This is a genomic window from Micromonospora yangpuensis, assembly GCF_900091615.1.
Classification (GTDB): Bacteria; Actinomycetota; Actinomycetes; order Mycobacteriales; family Micromonosporaceae; genus Micromonospora; species Micromonospora yangpuensis.
The window spans coordinates 2,846,591-2,864,303 of sequence record NZ_FMIA01000002.1 but is presented as its reverse complement, the minus strand read 5'-3'; the positions used below and the strand labels follow the sequence as shown (position 1 = coordinate 2,864,303).

General features: G+C 69.7%; 15 protein-coding genes, 1 tRNA gene, 1 pseudogene and 1 CRISPR repeat array. Of the genes and pseudogenes, 3 read left to right on the top strand and 14 right to left on the bottom strand.

What is annotated here, in order from left to right; genetic code table 11:
• Positions 1-232: 232 nt before the first annotated feature.
• The 4 genes from GA0070617_RS13075 to GA0070617_RS13060 form a co-directional block, all read right to left on the bottom strand.
• Positions 233-745: an NADPH-dependent FMN reductase gene (locus GA0070617_RS13075; protein ID WP_091436961.1), complete on the bottom strand. Its 513-nt coding sequence runs from the start codon at positions 743-745 to the stop codon at positions 233-235.
• Positions 742-1,911 (bottom strand): LLM class flavin-dependent oxidoreductase, encoded by a 1,170-nt coding sequence (locus GA0070617_RS13070; RefSeq protein ID WP_091436959.1) that lies wholly within the window; start codon positions 1,909-1,911, stop codon positions 742-744. Before GA0070617_RS13070 ends, GA0070617_RS13075 begins: the two co-directional genes overlap by 4 nt.
• A gap of 4 nt (positions 1,912-1,915) precedes the next feature.
• Positions 1,916-3,103, bottom strand: coding sequence for an SfnB family sulfur acquisition oxidoreductase (locus GA0070617_RS13065; RefSeq protein WP_091446340.1), 1,188 nt, complete (start codon positions 3,101-3,103; stop codon positions 1,916-1,918).
• 415 nt (positions 3,104-3,518) lie between these two features.
• Positions 3,519-3,941 (bottom strand): hypothetical protein, encoded by a 423-nt coding sequence (locus tag GA0070617_RS13060; protein ID WP_139135644.1) that lies wholly within the window; start codon positions 3,939-3,941, stop codon positions 3,519-3,521.
• A gap of 253 nt (positions 3,942-4,194) precedes the next feature.
• Here GA0070617_RS13060 and GA0070617_RS32390 point away from each other — a divergent pair.
• The 3 genes and pseudogenes from GA0070617_RS32390 to GA0070617_RS13045 all read left to right on the top strand — a co-directional run.
• Positions 4,195-4,377: pseudogene (locus tag GA0070617_RS32390) on the top strand (ATP-binding protein); the annotation flags it as partial.
• A 261-nt stretch (positions 4,378-4,638) separates the two neighbouring features.
• Positions 4,639-4,712: transfer RNA gene (locus tag GA0070617_RS13050), tRNA-Pro, on the top strand.
• Positions 4,713-4,826: 114 nt separating this feature from the next.
• Entirely contained in the window at positions 4,827-5,786 is a 960-nt protein-coding gene (locus GA0070617_RS13045) for a tyrosine-type recombinase/integrase (RefSeq protein ID WP_091436954.1), read from the top strand.
• Positions 5,787-6,279: 493 nt separating this feature from the next.
• Here GA0070617_RS13045 and GA0070617_RS13040 read toward each other — a convergent pair whose 3' ends face one another.
• From GA0070617_RS13040 to hydA, 10 genes are all read right to left on the bottom strand, one after another.
• Positions 6,280-8,490, bottom strand: a complete 2,211-nt coding sequence (locus GA0070617_RS13040) for an RHS repeat-associated core domain-containing protein (protein ID WP_091436952.1) — start codon at positions 8,488-8,490, stop codon at positions 6,280-6,282.
• On the bottom strand, positions 8,375-8,953 hold the full coding sequence (locus GA0070617_RS13035; protein WP_091446338.1) for a metallophosphoesterase family protein: 579 nt from the start codon (positions 8,951-8,953) through the stop codon (positions 8,375-8,377). Before GA0070617_RS13035 ends, GA0070617_RS13040 begins: the two co-directional genes overlap by 116 nt.
• Before the next feature lie 590 nt (positions 8,954-9,543).
• Positions 9,544-10,103: a CRISPR direct-repeat array (repeat unit 30 nt; unit sequence GTCGCTCATCGTCCCTGGAGGGATCGCAAC).
• Positions 10,104-10,154: 51 nt separating this feature from the next.
• Positions 10,155-11,330 (bottom strand): metallophosphoesterase, encoded by a 1,176-nt coding sequence (locus GA0070617_RS32385; RefSeq protein WP_425312179.1) that lies wholly within the window; start codon positions 11,328-11,330, stop codon positions 10,155-10,157.
• 148 nt (positions 11,331-11,478) lie between these two features.
• Positions 11,479-11,763 carry a hypothetical protein gene (locus GA0070617_RS13025; RefSeq protein ID WP_091436949.1) on the bottom strand — a complete coding sequence of 95 codons (285 nt, stop codon included), beginning with the start codon at positions 11,761-11,763 and terminating at the stop codon, positions 11,479-11,481.
• A gap of 157 nt (positions 11,764-11,920) precedes the next feature.
• Complete coding sequence (locus GA0070617_RS13020; RefSeq protein ID WP_091436946.1) at positions 11,921-12,913, bottom strand: DMT family transporter; 993 nt, start codon at positions 12,911-12,913, stop codon at positions 11,921-11,923.
• A gap of 69 nt (positions 12,914-12,982) precedes the next feature.
• On the bottom strand, positions 12,983-13,681 hold the full coding sequence (cofC, locus tag GA0070617_RS13015; RefSeq protein WP_091436944.1) for a 2-phospho-L-lactate guanylyltransferase: 699 nt from the start codon (positions 13,679-13,681) through the stop codon (positions 12,983-12,985).
• A complete protein-coding gene (locus tag GA0070617_RS13010; protein ID WP_091436941.1) occupies positions 13,678-14,508 on the bottom strand; it encodes a carbon-nitrogen hydrolase family protein in 831 nt (276 codons plus the stop codon). Before GA0070617_RS13010 ends, cofC begins: the two co-directional genes overlap by 4 nt.
• Entirely contained in the window at positions 14,505-15,200 is a 696-nt protein-coding gene (npdG, locus tag GA0070617_RS13005) for an NADPH-dependent F420 reductase (RefSeq protein ID WP_091436938.1), read from the bottom strand. Before npdG ends, GA0070617_RS13010 begins: the two co-directional genes overlap by 4 nt.
• 4 nt (positions 15,201-15,204) lie before the next feature.
• Positions 15,205-16,212, bottom strand: coding sequence for an LLM class flavin-dependent oxidoreductase (locus GA0070617_RS13000; protein ID WP_091436936.1), 1,008 nt, complete (start codon positions 16,210-16,212; stop codon positions 15,205-15,207).
• A gap of 42 nt (positions 16,213-16,254) precedes the next feature.
• Positions 16,255-17,670 carry a dihydropyrimidinase gene (gene hydA, locus GA0070617_RS12995; protein ID WP_091436934.1) on the bottom strand — a complete coding sequence of 472 codons (1,416 nt, stop codon included), beginning with the start codon at positions 17,668-17,670 and terminating at the stop codon, positions 16,255-16,257.
• Positions 17,671-17,713: the final 43 nt, after the last annotated feature.

Here is a 17,713-nt window from a genome sequence, read left to right as displayed (position 1 = left end):
CACGACATGGAAGGTGACGCCGGTACCGGGACGCCGCCGGTCGTCGTCGAGTCGGCGGCGCGGGGCGGGAGCGGATCAGAGGTGGGCGCTCAGCGGCAGCAGCCGCGCGCACTGGTCCAGCCACGACAGCAACCCCGCGACACCGCGACCGCGGTGGCGTCGAGCGGGGTTGCCTGGCTGGCCATATCGGTAGCCTAACCGGCAAAACCTACAGACTAAATAGGGATTTCAGTCAATGGGACGCCGGCCGGCTCCGCAGAAGAGCCGCCACGACCGGGGTCGTCGCGGCGAGCCACTCCGCGTAGGCCGCAGGATCGTCGTACCGACGGTCGATCACGAACAGGCCGCGTCCGGCCACCGTCGCACCGATCTCGGTGAGCACCGGGCGCAGGGTGAGTTCCGCGGCCAGGTGATGCTGCGGCGCGGCCCCGACCAGCAGCGGAACAGCGATCCCGCGCAGCCCCGTCCCGGTGGCGAACCGATCGAGGAAGAGCTTGAGCAGCCCCGTGTAGGTGCCCTTGTAGGTGGGGCTCGCCACCACCACGAGGTCAGCCGCACCGATCTCGGCCACCAGGGCGGCCACGCCGGGGTCGTCCCAGTCCAGCAACGCCGGGCCCAGGGTCGCGAGATCGACGGTCAGCTCCGGCTCGCGGCCGGTGAGCTGCTGGGCGACGTACTGCGCCGCGGCGAGGGTGCGGCTGGCCGGCCGGGGGTTGCCGACCACGACGGCGACCCGGGCGCTCACCCCGCCACCGACCTCTCGGCCACCGGTGCCGCAGCGAAGGGTACGACCGGCGCCGCGTGTCGCACGGGCGCCGGGTGCTGCCAGAGACCGCGACGGGACAGCTCGGGCAGCACACCCTCACCGAAGCGGTACGCCTCCTCCAGGTGCGGGTAACCGGAGAGCACGAACTCGGTGACACCCACCTCGACGTACTGTTCGATGAGGTCGGCGACCTGCCGGTGGTCGCCGACGAGCGCGGTGCCGGCGCCGCCACGCACCAGCCCCACACCGGCCCACAGGTGGGGATGGATCTCCAGCCCGTCCTTGGTGCCGCCGTTGAGGGCGAGCATCCGGCGCTGCCCCTCGGACTCACTACGCCGCAGGCCCGCCTGGACCTGGCGGATCTGCTCCGCGGAGATGCCGGCCAGCAGACGGTCGGCCTCCGCCCAGGCCTCCTGCGCGGTGTCCCGGGCGATGGTGTGCACCCGCAGGCCGAAGGAGAGGGCCCGGCCCTGCCGATCGGCGAGTTCACGCACCCGGCGTACCTTCTCGGCGACCGCGGCCGGCGGTTCACCCCAGGTCAGGTAGACGTCGACGTGTCGGGCGGCCACCTCCAGGGCCGCCGGCGACGATCCACCGAAGTAGATCCGCGGCACGGGGTCGGGAAGCTGGGTCAGGACCGCCTCGGCGAGCTGGAAGTACCGTCCGCGCACGTCGACGGGCTGACCCGTCCAGAGCGCGCGGACGATCTCCAGGAACTCCCCGGTCCGCTGGTAACGGGCGTCCTTGTCGAGGAAGTCGCCGTACATCCGTTGTTCGTGGCTCTCGCCGCCGGTGACCACGTTGAGCAGCAACCGGCCGCCGGAGAGGTTCTGGAAGGTGGCGGCCATCTGGGCGGCGAGGAACGGCGAGGTGAGACCGGGGCGGAACGCGACGAGGAACTTCAGCCGTGCCGACAGGCTGCTCAGCATCGCGGTGGTGATCCAGGCGTCCTCGCACCACGCACCGGTGGGGGTCAGGGCGGCCTCGAAGCCCAGTTGCTCGGCCGAACGGGCGATCTGCCCGAGGTAGGCCACGGAGGCAGCCCGGGCGCCCACGTCGGCCGGGGTGCCGTGGCCGCCGCCGACGATCTGCCGGCCGTCGCCGCCGTTGGTCGGCAGGAACCAGTGGAACTGCAGAGCGGTCATCGGCTCACACCTGTCCGTGGCTGGGGGGCGGGGTGCCGTCGACGACCCAGCGGCCGAGGTGCTGGAGCTTCCACGCCGCCGGATCGTGCAACGTGTGGGTGCGCGCGTTACGCCAGTGCCGGTCGAGGTGGTGCGTGGCGCTGGCGGACCGGGTGCCGGCCACCTCGAAGAGCCGGCTGCTCGCCTGCAGGGCCGCGTGGGTGGTGGCGGCCCGCGCCGCGGCGACAGCCAGCGACGCGTCCGTCGCGGACCGGGCGGTCAGGTCGGCGTTGGCCCGGTCGATGGCCCGGGCAGCCTCGGCCAGCAGCGCCTCGCTTGCGCGTACGGCCAGTTCCATCTCCCCGAAGGCGTGCACCACGAGGGGATCGTCGGCCGCCCGATCGACGTTCGCGTCCGGGTAGGGTCGGCTCCGGTGGCGGACGAACCACGCCGCGTCGGTCAGGGCCGCCCGTGCGATGCCGGCGTCGATCGCGGCATGCAGCACCTGCGCGAACGCGCCGTAGGTCTGCGGCTGATCGAAGGTCACCGCGTACGGGGTGATGAGCTCGTCGGGCACCGGCACGTCCTGCAGGACGACCGACCCGCTGGCGGTGGTGCGCTGGCCCAGCCCGTTCCAGTCGTCGACGACGTCGACGCCCCCGGCGTGCCGGTCGACCCAGGCGACGTGCAGCGGCCCGTCCGGCCCGAGGTGGGCGAGCACGGGGATCCGGTGTGCCAGCAGGGCGCCGGTGGCGTAGAACTTGCGGCCGTTGAGTCGCCACCACCCCGGGCCGTCGGCGGTCAGCGTGGTCTTGATCTCGCGTACGTGTCGGGTGCCGGCCTCGGACTGCGCGTTGCCGAAGCGGCGGCCGGCCAGCACCTCACCGAAGAGAAGCTTCTGTTGGCCGTCGGTGCCCCGCAGACGCAGCTGGTTGACGTAGACGAAGTGGCTGTGCGGAATCTGGCCGATGTTGGGGTCACCGGCGGACAGCAGCCGGAACACCTCCGCGACCGTCTCCGTCGGCAGGTCGGCCCCGCCGTGCCGGGCCGGGACGGTGATCGCCAGCAGCCCGGCCGCGCTGATCTGGTCGACCTCGGTCAGCGGCAGGACGCGCCGCGCGTCGCGGTCGGCCGCGTCCCGGGCGAACCCGGCGGCGAACTCGGCGGCGAGGGCGACCGCCTCGGCCGAGGAAAGGACGGCAACGTTCGTCATACCCGCCCCCACCGGACGACGGTGCGAACCCGCCGGGGGCACCGGCTGTCCTCCCGGACGACGATCCGGTCGTTCCTTGAGCGCGTCCAGCGCGCCGAACGGTTCCTTGAGCAGTTGCTGCGCCATCCAGACCCACACATGAGGCGAAGTCTACTGAACCTATAGGAGAAATGGGAGGTGCGGGATGGCGTCGGGGCAGCTCAGCGCCGACCGGTCGACCAGCGCGACGGTGAGCTCCGAGGAAGCGTCCACCTGATGGCCGCCGTGCAGCTGTTCTGCGCCCCGTACGCAGGCGGCGGATCGCCGGTGCACCAGCAGTGGCCGGAGGGTGAAGCAAGGTGGGCGTCGGCTCTGGTCGTGCCGCCGGCGACCCCAGCGCCGATCTCGCGAGGACCAGTCAGCGCGGTCGAGGAGGTCAGACCGGCACGCGCTCCGAGCAGTGGATGATCGGGGCGGGCGGGAGCCAGGAGAAGAACTTGGTGTTGCAGATCGCCACCGTACTGACGTCCTCGTACCAGTTGGCAGTGTTGGCGGTGCCGGAGCCGGCAGTCAGCGTCAGCTCGGTGCCACTCGGAAACCTGACGTAGACATCGGTCCAGCTGTAGTCCGGACTGCCGTACACCCAGCCCCAACTCGCCGCGCCGTTACCGGGGCAGTTGTCGATCTGCACCTGCGCACCGCCGAACAGGAACGTGCGGGCGCAGCCTGCCATTGCCGGAGATGCGGGGATGATCACCAACGCGGAGATCGCAAGCACGAGACTGGCGAGGAGACCGGCATACCGGCGGTACTGCTCCTTGCGCACATCCCACGCCGAGCGGGACACCAGAGTCTTCACGCATCCTCCACACCACACCGCGATCGGCCGTCACACCCTGCCCAGACGGTAATCGGCCACTGTTGCCAATCTATTAGCTTCGATCCACTGCAGGCAGGGCGCGTTTGTCCGGCTTTCCGCTCGGCCCCACCAGAACCCGGTCGATCGACTGGATCGCCTGCGGGGCCGACGACTCCCCCAGCGCCTGCGCCACCAGCACACGCAGCCGTCCGGCGTTGCACTGGCCCACACCCCCGCAGGAGGCCGCATCACCGTGACCCCCCGGGCCGTCGACACCTGCGCCGAACTCGTGATCGCCGACACCGGCGAGGGTTTCGACCAGACGGATGCCCGACGGATCTTCGACCGGTTCCACCGCGGCGCAGCCTCCGGAGACCGCCGGTTCGGCCTGGGACTGGCCCTGCTCCAGGAGGTCGTCACGAGCCACCACAGCACGATCGAGGCCGAGGGCCATCCGGCCCAGGGCCCCCGCTTCACGGTGCGCCTACCTGCGACGCGGCTCGCCGATCACCACGGGTGGCTCTTCGCGGATCAGGGACCTCTGGACACGGCAAGTCAAAGCCGGTACGTAGGTTCCCGGAGTGCGACCGGGCTACTCAGCTCTAACCCCAGCGGCTGCCGGGGGGCTGCGGCACCCCCGAGAGGATCCTGCGCTAAGCTGTACCGGCTGTCGCAGGGGGAAGCCCACGCGGCGCATCGGGACGTGGCGCAGCTTGGTAGCGCACTTGACTGGGGGTCAAGGGGTCGTCGGTTCGAATCCGGCCGTCCCGACGGCGAGAGGGTTTCCGCAGGTCACAGACTTGCGGAGACCCTCTTTTCATTGCTCGGCATGGATGCCTGGTCTAGCACGCCGCTGTTGGACCCCTTGACTCGGGCAGGTGCCGAATGCCGCTTCTCGATCTTTCCAAGCTCTCCGTCGGGCTGTCCCGGACCTGGTCCGGGTACCTGCGGGACTGGGACCGGTCGCTACGGGCCGGGAACTACCCCCAGACCACCCGCTACAACTACCTCCTGGCCGCCGCGCAGCTCGGCCGGTACCTCGCGGAACACTCGCCGGACCCGGACGCCGAGGAGGCCGCCGAAGACCCGTGCGCGGTGACTCGGGGACACGTGGAGGCCTTCCAGGCCTGGATGATCCAGACCCGGTCGGCATCGACCGCGTTGAACAAGCACAAGGGCCTGCAGCAGTTCTTCAAATGGCTGCTCATCGACGAACAGGCCATCGACCGGACGCCGATGGACCGGGTCCGGCAGCCCAAGACCCCGCGCAAGCTGATCCCGGTCATGGGCGACGAGGACACCAGCAAGCTCCTGAACGCCTGCAAGGGCAAGGGCTTCACCAACCTGCGCGACGAAGCGCTGATCCGGTTGTACTGCAACACCGGCGCCCGCCTGTCAGAGGTTGGCAACCTCCTGGTCGCCGACCTGGACCTGAACACCGAGTCGGTACGCTTCCACGGCAAGGGCGCCAAGGACCGGCGGGTGAGGTTCGGGCCCAAGACCGCCCGGGCGCTGTCGCGGTATCTACGGGCCCGGGACAAACACAAGGGCGCTGACCTGCCAAACCTGTGGCTCGCCGCACGGGGACAGGCACCGTTGACGCCAAACGGCATCAAGATCTTGCTCAAGCGGTTGGGCAAGGCCGCCGGGGTGCCGGACGTACACGCCCACCGGTGGCGGCACAACTTCGCCCACGAGTGGAAGCGCGCCGGGGGCGACACCGGGGACCTGATGCTCCTGCTGGGCTGGACCTCCGAGGACATGCCCCGCCACTACGGTGCCAGCGCGGCGGCCGAACGGGCCCAGGAGACGCAGGCACGGCTGGGCATCGGCGAGCGGGTGTAAGCCCGGCGACTGGCGCGGCACCCAGGGCGATTGCGTGGTCGACTGACGGGCCGCGGATCAAGGATTCGAGACGAGTTCGACCTCTCATTCATGCAAAACGTGAAAACCCCGTCCGGGTCCAGCCTCAGCAGCTGGTAGGCCAACCGTGAGGAAGAGGGAATCCCTGGCCGGGAACAGGATGACCCGACAAGCGAAGGGGTGACCGCGATCAGCCACCCCGCAGCCCTAGAAGGGACTGCGGGGTGGCTGCCACGTCAGATGAAGCTACGACCCTGAAAACGGCCAGTCAAGACCGTCGAGTTATTGACCTTTACGCTCACCGGGGCGCTTTATTATTAGATACGTCGCCCAGGGCAGCAACGCGGTAGAACCGAGGAAGAAACTGACATCCCGATCAAATATCCCTCCGACCCAAAGTAAAGGCGAAAGCGCCCAGAGCGAAAATCCTACACCCAATAAGATCCAGCCGATTCTCGTCACTTTCACGCCCTCGTTACCTGTGCAGGAAACATACGCCCTCGATCGCCCAACCGGCCCAACCCGCCCTTCCGGCTAGACGCGCCCCTCGCCACCCCCACTTTGCCGCAGCCGCTCCATAACCCATGGCGCCACCTGCCCAACCCAGAGACGGGCCACTGGTGTAGACCCGGCAGGCACGTTTGACGCTACGGTTCATGGAGCGACCGACCCTGGCATGGTAACTGTTGCGTCCGCAGTTGCTGCCCGACGTTCCAGACCAGCAGGACCGATTCGCTCGGTAATTGCGACTCGAGAAGCGTGCGGCATTTCGAGTGGCACGTCCCGCGCGTTGCGCCTTATTGTAGGTCCGGCAAGCCCACCTGGCCCATCTCGAGCATCTCCGCTTGCCGTCCAGGTCGGTCGCGTTGACGGGATCGGCGCAGGTGTACTCGTATGCGTTGCAGCTTCCACCATAGATCGGGTCGATCTGAAGGAATCGCCCCAGCGCCGGGCTGTATAGACGCACACCCATGAGAATGCTGTCGCCCAGCGCCTCGCTGGAACGCTGCTTACCACCCAGCCATCCGTAACGCTGATTGGATTGTGCCGCCATCGGCATGCCGAACTCGTCGTAATCGAACAACTCCGGTTCAGTCATGGTGACATCGATGGCTACCGCGACATCGCCGTGCAGGTTTGTCAACTGGAGGACCACATCACCGGTCGCGGATGTCGTTGCTGCGAGGTCACCGTCCGGGCCGCACACGTTACGAGCGACGCTGCCGGTCGAGCCATCGCCAACCCACGCCACCTCGTCGGAGTCGTCACCGTAGTGGTTCACCTTGGCTATTGCGTCACCCCACTCCTCATCCACCAGCGTTTCCGTGGTTGACGACCGGAAACGAAGCGCAGGGTCCAGAAACCAGGTCTGGCGCGAGTCACCGAGTTGCTGCCGCTGCACCAAGTCGTTGGCAAAGTAGGAGTTACTCAACCCGCCTGGAATTTCGCTTGTACGGCCAAATGCATCGTAGACGTATCCAGCGTTGGTCAGGCGGTCGGCAGTATCGTAGCCAGCCTGCTCGTACTCGGCGCCGGTGTCCTGTTGGCACTCGCCGCCCTCGCCTGGGGAGTAGGCCCATACGTCGCGCCGGTTGTAGCGGTCGTCGTAGCGGTAAGTTCGGGTGACGCAACCCTCGGTCAGGGCGGTGTCGTGTTGCGTGCGCGTCAGGCGACCCAGCCGGTCGTACCGATGCTGCTTGCTACCACCGGTGTACGTATGGTTCACCCACTGGCTCGTAGTGTTCTCCACCACCGATTCAGAGTAGATGACTTCGCCGTCGGAGTCGCGGGTGTAGGTCCGCTCCACCGGCTGCAGGTTCGCGTCCAAGCGGTCCGTGCGGGTCAGTCCGCCGGGGTAGGTCATCTCAGTCAGATGTCCGTCGGGTGAGTACTTGGCGGCGAAGGCTCCGGCAACACTATCGGTCACGTTGGTCAGCAGGCCGCGCGGCTCGGCCGTCCTGTCGTAGGCGTATGTCTTGTGCCCGGCAGGGTCCGACACCTTCACCTGGTTGCCGAAACGGTCGAACTCCGTCACGGTCGTCGCCCCGTCGGCATCGGTGTACGACACCAGCCGGCCGAGGTTGTCGTACTGCTGACTGATGGTGCCGGTTCCCATCGTGGTGGCGACTTGTCCGTTCTCCGGGTGGTAGGTGGTCGTGATCGTGCCGACTGCCGCCCCTTCGTCGGAGACGATCGCGTTGCTGGTCGTCCGTCCCGCCGTGTCGTAGGCCGTGGTGGTGGTTCGGGTTTTGCCGGCCGCAGTTTCGGTCACGACGGCTTCGTTGGCGTAACGGTTGTAGGCGGTAACCCGCCGGACCGGCAAATGGGTGGCCATCCTTGCCGGATCATGTCCGGTGACCGCCCCTGCTGCACGCGTAAGGCATGGCTGCCCAGCCCACTCCGGCCGGTTGCCGCAGGCGCTGTCCGACCCGTTCGCCCCTGCCGTGTAGTAGATGGTCTCCCGTGTCTTCGCATCGCTTCCCGTTGAGCCGACCTCCAGCAGCTTGATTACCCGCCCCGCAGCATCGTGGACGGTGTGGGAGGTGAGGTTCTCGCCGCCGGTGACGGCGTCAACCGTCCGACTGGTGGCCTTCTTCAACGTCCAACCGGACACCCCTCCATGAGCGGCCTGGTAACTGGTCTTGGTGACCCGTACGTCGGCGTCGGGGTAGCCGTCGATCTGCATGCCCTTCGTTTCCCGGGTGGCTGCGCTCCTCCACCGCCCATTCGGTCACCGCCGACGCGGGCTCAAGGAACGGCATCGGGTAACACGCGACCCTGGTCTCGTCGTCCTCCAACAGCACCGGCGTACCCACCGCCGCCGTGCCCACCCGCACGTGGACCCCGGCGCGTTCCAACAACCGGGAGCCAACCCCCAGCCGGGCCGGCGAATCATGATTCCCCGCGATGACCACCACCGAGGTCCCCGCTTCCACCACCAGCCGGGTCTGCGCCTGGTCCCACAGACCGACAGCGTCAGGCGGTGGCACCGCCCGGTCGTAGAGGTCACCGGCGATAAGCACCGCATCGACCCGTTCACTGCGGGCGACGTCCACCAGGTGATCGACGAACGCCTGATGGGCATCGTGCAGGCTGAGGCCGTGCAGCTGACGACCCAGATGCCAGTCCGAGGTGTGAAGGAAACGCACGAGCGGTGACGCTAGGACACCCATCGACCGCCGCACATCAACCCAGCCGACCACAGTCCCGTCCGAAAATCGAGCGTGTCCGGGCAGTCCGAACACGACGGTTCTGGTATCCCGCGCCAGGAAAACGTAGCAAGCCCACCGGTTCACCTCGCCAGCAGCGCGACGGGTTGTCGGTTAGTCGACAGAGGCTGCTGCGGTGTTGATCCAGCCGGCATGATCCAGCTTCGTGAGGGGGCGATGCAGGTCGCCACCTACCGGCCGGCAGTTCACGAGCGCACGACGAGAGCCAACCCGAGCGCCCACGTTTCGACGCTCACCGAGCAGAGAAGATCGGGTACGGCCACTTCCCGGTGATCACCAATGCCGCATCGTCATCAGTCCATCGCTGTTCTGCCACCCTCGGCGTCGGCAGTGAAGGTCCAATTGGGCGGAGGTTGGCCGGCGGCGCCCCGGACGGCTTGGGGTTCCACCTGACCGGACTCACCTTGGTCAGCGCTCTCACCAGCACAGATGCACAACCGCCGGTCCGCTGCAAAAATGGCACCAGCAGGCGCATCGACACCTACCCTGACCTGCAACTTAAGGTTCGGGTCGCTCATCGTCCCTGGAGGGATCGCAACATGTCGGAGACCAGGGCGCTCGCCAGATTCTCGACGTCGCTCATCGTCCCTGGAGGGATCGCAACGTGGCCCAGAGCTGGCCGTGGGCGGGCACCGCGTCGAGTCGCTCATCGTCCCTGGAGGGATCGCAACGTGGCCCAGAGCTGGCCGTGGGCGGGCACCGCGTCGAGTCGCTCATCGTCCCTGGAGGGATCGCAACAAATCGTAGGAGGGGTCGGCCCCGTCCAGGTCGAGGGTCGCTCATCGTCCCTGGAGGGATCGCAACACGTAGAGCTTCGTGGCCCCGATCGGCTGCTGCGTACGTCGCTCATCGTCCCTGGAGGGATCGCAACGTGTGCTCCGGGTCCCATCCCCAGGGGGTGCGGCAGGTCGCTCATCGTCCCTGGAGGGATCGCAACCCGTGCCCTCCGACGGCGTGCCTCGTGCCGTACGTGTCGCTCATCGTCCCTGGAGGGATCGCAACGCTGCGTCCTGGCTGGCCTCAGCGTGATCTACCACCAGTCGCTCATCGTCCCTGGAGGGATCGCAACGGTCATCTCGGCGAGCGGTTCCCGGCGGTGGCTCGTCGCTCATCGTCCGGGCTACCCTGCCCGGAGGGTGAGCAGGGTGATCTCGCTCGGCGCGAAGATCCGGAATGGCGGACCCCAGAAACCGGTGCCCCGGCTCGTGTAGAGCTGGGTCCTGCCGTGCCGGCTGAGGCCCTGCACGACCGGCTGGTCGAGCCGGACCAGGTAGTGGAATGGCCACATCTGGCCGCCGTGGGTGTGCCCGGACAGCTGTAAATCCACACCGGCCGCGACCGCGTCGTCGATCTGCTTCGGCTGGTGCGCCAGCAGCAGCACGGGCAGCCGCGGATCGGTGCCGGCGAGCGCCGCGGCGTGGTCGGCGCGGTGACCGGCGACGCCGGACGAGGCGGCGGTCACGTCGTCCACCCCGGCGACGACGAGCCGGGCACCGTCCCGCTCGACCACCAGGTGCCGGTTGTGCAGGGGCTCCCAGCCGAGGGTCCGCATGTGGTCCACCCAGCCCTGCGCCTGGCCGTAGTACTCGTGGTTGCCCGTCACGTACACCCGGGCCAGCCCGGCCCGGACGACACCCAGCGGCGCTGCCTGCGCCCGGCGCTGGTCGACCGTACCGTCAGCGATGTCGCCGGTGTGGCAGACGATGTCGGCAGCCAAGCCGTTGACCACCTCGATCGTGCGGGCGGACCAGCGGGCCCGGTCGATCGGGCCGTAGTGGGTATCGGTCAGCAACACCACCCGAACCCCGTCGAGACCGGCTCCCAACCGGCCGATGGTGACGTCTACCCGCCGAACCCGGGGCACCCGCATCGCCTCGGCGTAACCCCAGACAGCCAGGACGACCGAGACGACCACCGCGCCGGCAGCCACGTACCGCGACCGCACCGGCTCGGCGACCCCCACCGCGGCCAGCGGAAGCCGGGCCACATTACCGACCAACGCCCAGACGAACAGGATCCACACCAGCCCAAGCAGCGTGTCCCCCGCACGGGCCGCCGCGTCCAACCGCCGCCGGCCATGCCCGAGAAACATCAGAACGGGAAACGCGACCAACGCGACGACGAACACGCCCGTACCGGCAGCCACCACCGGCGCCGGCCACCGCGCCGCCACCGTCAACGTCCACCATGGCAACCCGAACAGCAACGCCAGGACCCCGACCAGCGTCACCCCGAACACCAACGGCCGCAGCAACCCCCGCGTCGGCCGCACCTGTACGGCATCGCCAGCAGCCATCGCCGTCCTCCCGTCGGGTCCGTGCAGCATGACACGAACCGGACCGCATCGACCACGCCCGAGAACCGGAACGGACTGGGCCCGTAGGAGATCGATCCGCGACCCGGGAGCACCACGACCCGGGTACGACCGTGAAGAGCCGTTTGACCTAGTCCTGCCAGACGTTCAGTGCCCAGGCCAGGACGTACCAGACGCAGACGTACTCCCGCCCGGAAGCGACTCCGGCGATGTGGCAGGTGATCGGGTCGGGAAAGACACCCTGAAGCCCCCACCCACCCGCCGCCATCGAGACGGGAACCACACTCGAAGCCGCGTTGACGGCGGGCACCGGGGCGGCTTGGGCAGCCCCGACCGTCATGCCCAGGCCACTGGCCACCAAGGTGACCACCACCATGGCCTGGGCCAGTCGCTGCCGCAGGGATCTTTTGCGCATCAGGCTCCTCCCACGCCCCAGGCCCAACGTTCGACCGTGGGCGTCCGTCGATGAAACGTTGCGGTACATGCTAAGCCGGGGAGGAGCACTGTTCGTCGGTCCACAATCCGACTACCGGTGGTGGGCGAGTGCGGGAACGGCCACGAGGCGATCGACCTCACCGGCCGGCTGCGCCCGGACGGGACCTCCCGGCGGTGCTGCCGAAGGTGCCGACGGCCTGCGGCACCCGCTGCTCCGGGTGCCGCACCGCCGGCCGGGAGCTGCGGTTCTCGTGCAGCGCGAGCAGGACCACCGAGGCCAGCACCAGCGCCAGGCCGACCCACTGGCTGGCACCGAGCCGCCCGTCGAGCAGGGTGAGCCCGACCAGGGCGGCCGTCAGCGGGAAGGCCAGTTCGGCGAGGGTCGCGTTGGACGCGGGCGTACGACGCAGGGCGTGGTAGTACAGCGTCAGGGCGAGCAGGCCGGGAACCGCGGCGAGCAGCACCAGCCGGGGCACCAGCTCGATCGGCACGCCGACCGGGGTGCCGGTGGCCGCCACGAAGGTGGCCAGCGTGACCAGGCCGACGCTGAACCGCAGCGTGGTGACGTGCAGGAAGGAGAGTTCGGCGCTGACCATCCGGCCGAGGACGGTCCCGGCCGCCCAGAGCGCCGCCGCGCCGAGGGCGAGTGCGGCTGCGGCCAGGCCGCGCGGCTGCGCCGACAGCGGGTCGGGGAAGGCCAGCAGCCAGGCGCCGACGAGCGCGGGCACCGCGAACAGCGGGAACCGGGGACCGACCCGCTCCCCCAGCAGCAGCGCGGCCAGGACCAGGGCGAGCACCGGTTGGAGTTTCTGCAACACCTGCGGGGTGATCGGGTCGCCCAGCCGGAACGCGGCGGTGAAGAGCGTGGTGGCCAGCGCCGAGGAACCGGCGCCGATCACCAGCACGGCCAGCTTCGTCCGCACCGAGCACCGGGCCAGCGCGCGGAGGGCCGGGACCACCCAGGGTGACACCAACAGCACCAGCACGACGTGTTCGGCCAGCACCACGCTCAACGCGGGGAGTTCCCGGGCCAGCGGTTCCCGCAGCAGGCTGGAGAAGCCCCAGAGGCTGGCGGCCACGGCGACCAGCCAGGTGCGATCGCCGGTGGCCCGGCTGGTGGGCGGGCTCATCGTGTTCCTCCGGTGGGTGCCGACCTCGTGATCAGTGGATCATTCTCGACGGTCCGGGCCGAGACGGCCTCAGGCCGGGTGCCGGGTGCGCTGCGGGTGGGCCAGCCGATCGGGCCGGGTGACGCCGGGTGGTCCGGCGGGCGGCGGTGTCGCGGCCCACGCGCGGGTGCCGGCCCCGAGGTCACCGACGCGCAGGTCCAGCAGGTGGGCCACGGTGTCCACGTCCCGGCGCAGTCCCGGCGCGAGCACCGGCAGGTCGTGGTAGCCGTCGGCGAGGAAGCGACGGCGCGAGCCGGGCCCGAGGTAGGGACGGAAGTCGGCGGCCTCGGTGAGTGCCAGCAGAGTGGTGCCGGTGCCGTCGGCGTCCGCCACGACCGCCCGTGGGTACGGTCCCGCCGCCGCCAGCGCCGCGTCGAACTCCGCCGGCCGGGCCGCGGCGAGATCGGCCATCACCACGGCCAGGCGCGCGTCGCCGTACGCCTCGCCGGCGAGCCGGAGCGCCGCGTGGACCTCCTCGTTCAGGTCCGGCGGGCCGACGCGGCCGGCGACCACGGCGCCGCAGGCCAACGCCGTACCGGTGACCTGCGGGTCGGTGGTGGCGACGACCACGGCGTGGACCCGACGGGCCCGGGTCAGCCCACCGACCACGTCGGTCAGCATCGCCCGGGCCAGCGCGGCACGGTCGGCGGCGGCCAGGCCCACGCACCTGGTCTTGGCGGCCGCGAAGGACTTGGCGGGGACGACCACCACCCACGGGCCGGATGTCACGTCTCCGGCTCCATCCGGGTCACCCGGCCGTACAACTCGGGCCGGCGGTCGCGCAGGAACGGGCGGCGACGGCGGGACCGGTCGACCAGGTCCAGGTCCACCTCGGCAACCGCGACGTCGTCCCGGTCGTCGGCGGCCTGGGCGAGCACGTCGCCGTCGGGGCCGTAGACCGCGCTGAGGCCGAAGTACTCCTTGGTCCCCTCGGTGCCTACCCGGTTCGCGCAGATGACGAAGAGCCCGTTGAACACCGCGTGGGCCCGCAGTTCCAACTGGAACACCTCGCGCATCGGCGCGCTCGCCGAGGCGACCGGTACGCAGAGCACCGAGCCGCCGCGCAGGGCCACCACGCGGCTGAGTTCGGGGAAGTGCCGCTCGTAGCAGATGATGGTGCCGACCCCGGTCTCCCCGGTCTGCACCACGTCGGGCTCGGTGCCGCCCGGCTGGAAGTAGAACTTCTCCGGGAAGCCGTTGGAGAACGGCAGGTGCGACTTGCGGTACACCGACTTCAGTTCACCGTCGACGTAGGTGCAGGCGGTGTTGTGGTAGACGCCGGGGACCTGGCCCGCCTCGAAGATCGAGGAGACGACCGTCATCCGGTGCCGCTTCGACCGCTCGGCCGCCATCCGGTTCGACGGACCGTCGAGGCCCTCGGCGTACCGGAAGTAGTCCAGGTCGGGTTCGGGTTGGACGAACGGCACCGCGAAGAGTTCCGGCAGCAGCAGGATCCGGGTGCCCTGGTCGGCGGCGGCGTCGATCAGGTCGGCAGCGCGGCCGATCGTCTCGGTCCGGTCGTCGGTGGCGCGGAGTTGCAGGGCGGCGAGTTTCACGCGGGGACCTTTCCGACCGCCGGGGCGAGGCCGGTCAGAGCCAGCCCCGAGCGGGTCTTGTACCGCTTGTTGACGCTGATCAGGACTGCGGTCAGGGGTTCCAGTTGGCGGGCCAGTCGCAACCGGCCGGCATCGAGGGCGCGGCCACCGGTCACGTCCACCGCGAGGGCCATCACCCGCTCCTTGGCGACGACGTCGTCACCGCAGACCAGGACGTCCTCGTGGCTGAGGTCCGCGTCCGGGTCGAGCAGGAGGGGAGCGGCCAGATGGTGGAACGCGCCCACCACGGTGGCCGAGGGGACCAGCTCGGCGGCCTCCTCGGCGGCGCTGCCGGCCGGCACGGCGACGCCGTACGGGCCGTGGCGGTCGAAGCCGAGCGGGTTGACGCAGCTCACCACGAGCGAGTCGGCCAGGGCCGGGGCGAGACCGGTGACCAGGTCGGCGTGCCCGTCGTACGGCACGGCGAGCAGGACCACGTCGGCGTCGGTCGCCGCTGCCAGGTTCGTGGCGCCGGTGACGCGGGCGGCACCGACCTGGCGGGACAGCTCCTCGGCGGCGGCCTCGGCGCGTCCGGCGTCGCGGGAGCCGAGAACGACCAGGTGTCCGGCGCGGGCCAGGCGGTAGCCGAGGCCACGGCCCTGCGGGCCGGTGCCGCCGACCACGGCGATGCGACAGGAGGGATGGGCGGTCATCGGGTCACGCCTTCGCGGCCTGGGCCAGCCGGGTGAGCGTCTGCTCCTTGTCCCCGAGCGTGGAGATGATCGGGCAGCGCACCCCGGCCTCCTGGTACGCCTGGAGCTTCTGGAAGGCGTCATCGGTGGTGCCGCAGGCGGTGACGTTCTGCACCAGACTGTTGGGGACCAGGTGCATCGCCCGCTTGATGTCCTCCGGGGTGGCGGGCCAGCCGGCGATCTCCTGCAACCGGTCGACGAGTTCCCGTTCCACCCCGCAGTGCTCGGCGATGTGCGGCTGCTGGCACAGGTAGAGGGTGAGGAACGCCTTGCAGGCGTCGATGGCCTCCTGCGGGTCGGCGTCGTTGACGCTGCACGAGACGATCTGGGTCAGGTCGATGCCGTCGCGGCCGTCGGTCCGCTTGGCCACGCCACGGTCGATCGCCTGCCGGGCACCCACCATGTACGACGGTGGCAGCAGGAAGTCCATGTGCACGCCGTCGCTGATCTCACCGGCGAGTTCGAGCATCCGGGGACCGACCGCGCCGATGTAGATCGGGATGTCGACCGGCTTGTTCTCCCGGTACATGCTGTCGAAGCGCACGTCCTGCATCTGCACGAACTCGCCGTCGAAGTTGACGACCTCGTTGCGGAAGAACGTCTGGAGGACGGTGATGTACTCGCGCATCGACTTGAGCGGCTTGGACAGCGGCTGGCCGACCTTGGTCGCCAGCGGCTCCCACCAGGCGCCGATGCCCAGGATCGCCCGGCCCGGTGCCACCTCGTCCAGCGTCTTGAAGGTGACGGCCATCAGGGCCGCGTTGCGGCTCTTGTTGTTGACCACACCGGTGCCGATCTTCACGTTCCGGGTCCGGCTCGCGATGATCGCCGCCGGGACGATGCCGTCGCGGGCGAGTCGTCCCTCGGCGACCCACACGGACTCGAACCCGTTCTGGTCGGCGAACTCGGCCTGCCCGTAGGTCTGTTCCAGGCTGAGTCGCTCACCGACGTGGATACCCAGGGGAAGTGTCATCTGTCCAGCTCCGCTCGTACGTGGTGCAGGGGATTCGGTGGGTCAGAGGAGACGCGGCGCGTCGCGGGTCAGGAAGGCGCCCCGGCCGGGGGTGTCGGTCCGCAGGCCGTCGGCGTCGACCAGGTGTTCGCCCCGGGAGAAGACGTGCACCGGTCGACCGGTCACGCGCATGCCCTCGTAGATGTTGTAGTCGGTGCGCGTGTGCGACCCCGCCGCCGTGATCACGTGGTCGGCGGCCGGGTCCCAGACCACCAGGTCGGCGTCCGCCCCGACCGCGACGACGCCCTTGCGGGGGAAGAGACCGAACAGCTTGGCCGGGCGGGCGGCGACCAGGTCCACGAAGCGGCACGGGTCGATCACCCCGCTCACCACGCCGGACTGCCAGAGGACCATCAGCCGGTCCTCGACGCCGGGGACACCGTTGGGCACCTTCGGGAAGTAGCCGGGGCTGCGCAGCTTCTGCGGCGGCAGGTCGTCGGGTTGGTGCAGGCAGAAGCCGGCGTGGTCGGTGGCGACGGTGGACAGGGCGCCGGTGGCGAGCATCCGCCACAGACCGTCCTGGTTGCTGCGTTCCCGGATCGGCGGGGAGCAGACGTACGCGGCGGCCCGCTCCCCCAGGTCGGCGTAGTCCTCGTAGGCCACCACCAGGTACTGCGGGCAGGTCTCGCCGTAGACCCGGGACCCGGCGGCGCGGGCCCGACTGATCTCGTCGGCCGCCTCCGCGCTGGAGACGTGCACCACGTACAGCGGTGTGCCGATGGTGTCGGCGAGCACGACCGCGCGGTGCACCGCCTCGGCCTCGGAGTCGTGCCCGTGCGCCCGCAGGTGGAAGCTCTCGGCGGTCCGGCCGCTGTCCACCAGACGCCGCACCTCACGGGCCACCATGTGTCCGTTCTCGGCGTGCACCATCGGCAGCACGTCGAGGTCGCGGGCCAGCTCGAAGCCGTCGAGCAGCTCGTCGTCGGCGACCATCTGGCCCGGGTAGGCCATGAAGAACTTCCAGCTCGTGGCGCCCTCGCCGACCAGCCGGCGCAGGTCGGCGAGGACGTCCGGCTGGGCGGCGCGGGGCGGGACGATGGCGTGCAGACCGACGTCCACCACGGCCTTGGCCGCCGCCGTGTCCCGCCGCCGCAGGTACGTGTCGTACAGCGTCCGGTCGGGTTCCTTCTTGACGAAGTCGATGACCGTGGTGGTGCCGCCGCACGCCGCCGCGACCGTCCCGCTGTGGAAGTCGTCGGCGGTGTGGGTGCTGAAGCCGTCGACCGGGTACTCCAGGTGGGTGTGCGCGTCGATGCCACCGGGCAGGACCAGCTTGCCCGTCGCGTCCACCACGTCGTCGGCGGTCCAGTCCGTCCCGGTGCCGAGGGCGACGATCCGGCCGTCGCGTACCAGCACGTCGGCGCGGACCGCGGCGTCGGCGTTGACGACCGTGCCGTTGGTGATCAGCGTCGTCGGCATCGTGCCTCTCCTCTCCCCCGGCGGGTCCGTCACCCGCCGCGCC

Excerpts from the sequence above, each read along its gene's own strand:
- GA0070617_RS13040 (WP_091436952.1), bottom strand. The coding sequence starts at position 8,490 with ATGCAGATCGACGGCTACCCCGACGCCGACGTACGGGTCACCAAGACC.
- GA0070617_RS13020 (WP_091436946.1), bottom strand. The coding sequence starts at position 12,913 with ATGAGCCCGCCCACCAGCCGGGCCACCGGCGATCGCACCTGGCTGGTC.
- GA0070617_RS13000 (WP_091436936.1), bottom strand. The coding sequence starts at position 16,212 with ATGACACTTCCCCTGGGTATCCACGTCGGTGAGCGACTCAGCCTGGAA.
- hydA (WP_091436934.1), bottom strand. The coding sequence starts at position 17,670 with ATGCCGACGACGCTGATCACCAACGGCACGGTCGTCAACGCCGACGCC.
- GA0070617_RS13070 (WP_091436959.1), bottom strand. The coding sequence starts at position 1,911 with ATGACCGCTCTGCAGTTCCACTGGTTCCTGCCGACCAACGGCGGCGAC.
- GA0070617_RS13045 (WP_091436954.1), top strand. The coding sequence starts at position 4,827 with ATGCCGCTTCTCGATCTTTCCAAGCTCTCCGTCGGGCTGTCCCGGACC.
- npdG (WP_091436938.1), bottom strand. The coding sequence starts at position 15,200 with ATGACCGCCCATCCCTCCTGTCGCATCGCCGTGGTCGGCGGCACCGGC.
- GA0070617_RS32385 (WP_425312179.1), bottom strand. The coding sequence starts at position 11,330 with ATGGCTGCTGGCGATGCCGTACAGGTGCGGCCGACGCGGGGGTTGCTG.
- GA0070617_RS13025 (WP_091436949.1), bottom strand. The coding sequence starts at position 11,763 with ATGCGCAAAAGATCCCTGCGGCAGCGACTGGCCCAGGCCATGGTGGTG.
- GA0070617_RS13065 (WP_091446340.1), bottom strand. The coding sequence starts at position 3,103 with ATGACGAACGTTGCCGTCCTTTCCTCGGCCGAGGCGGTCGCCCTCGCC.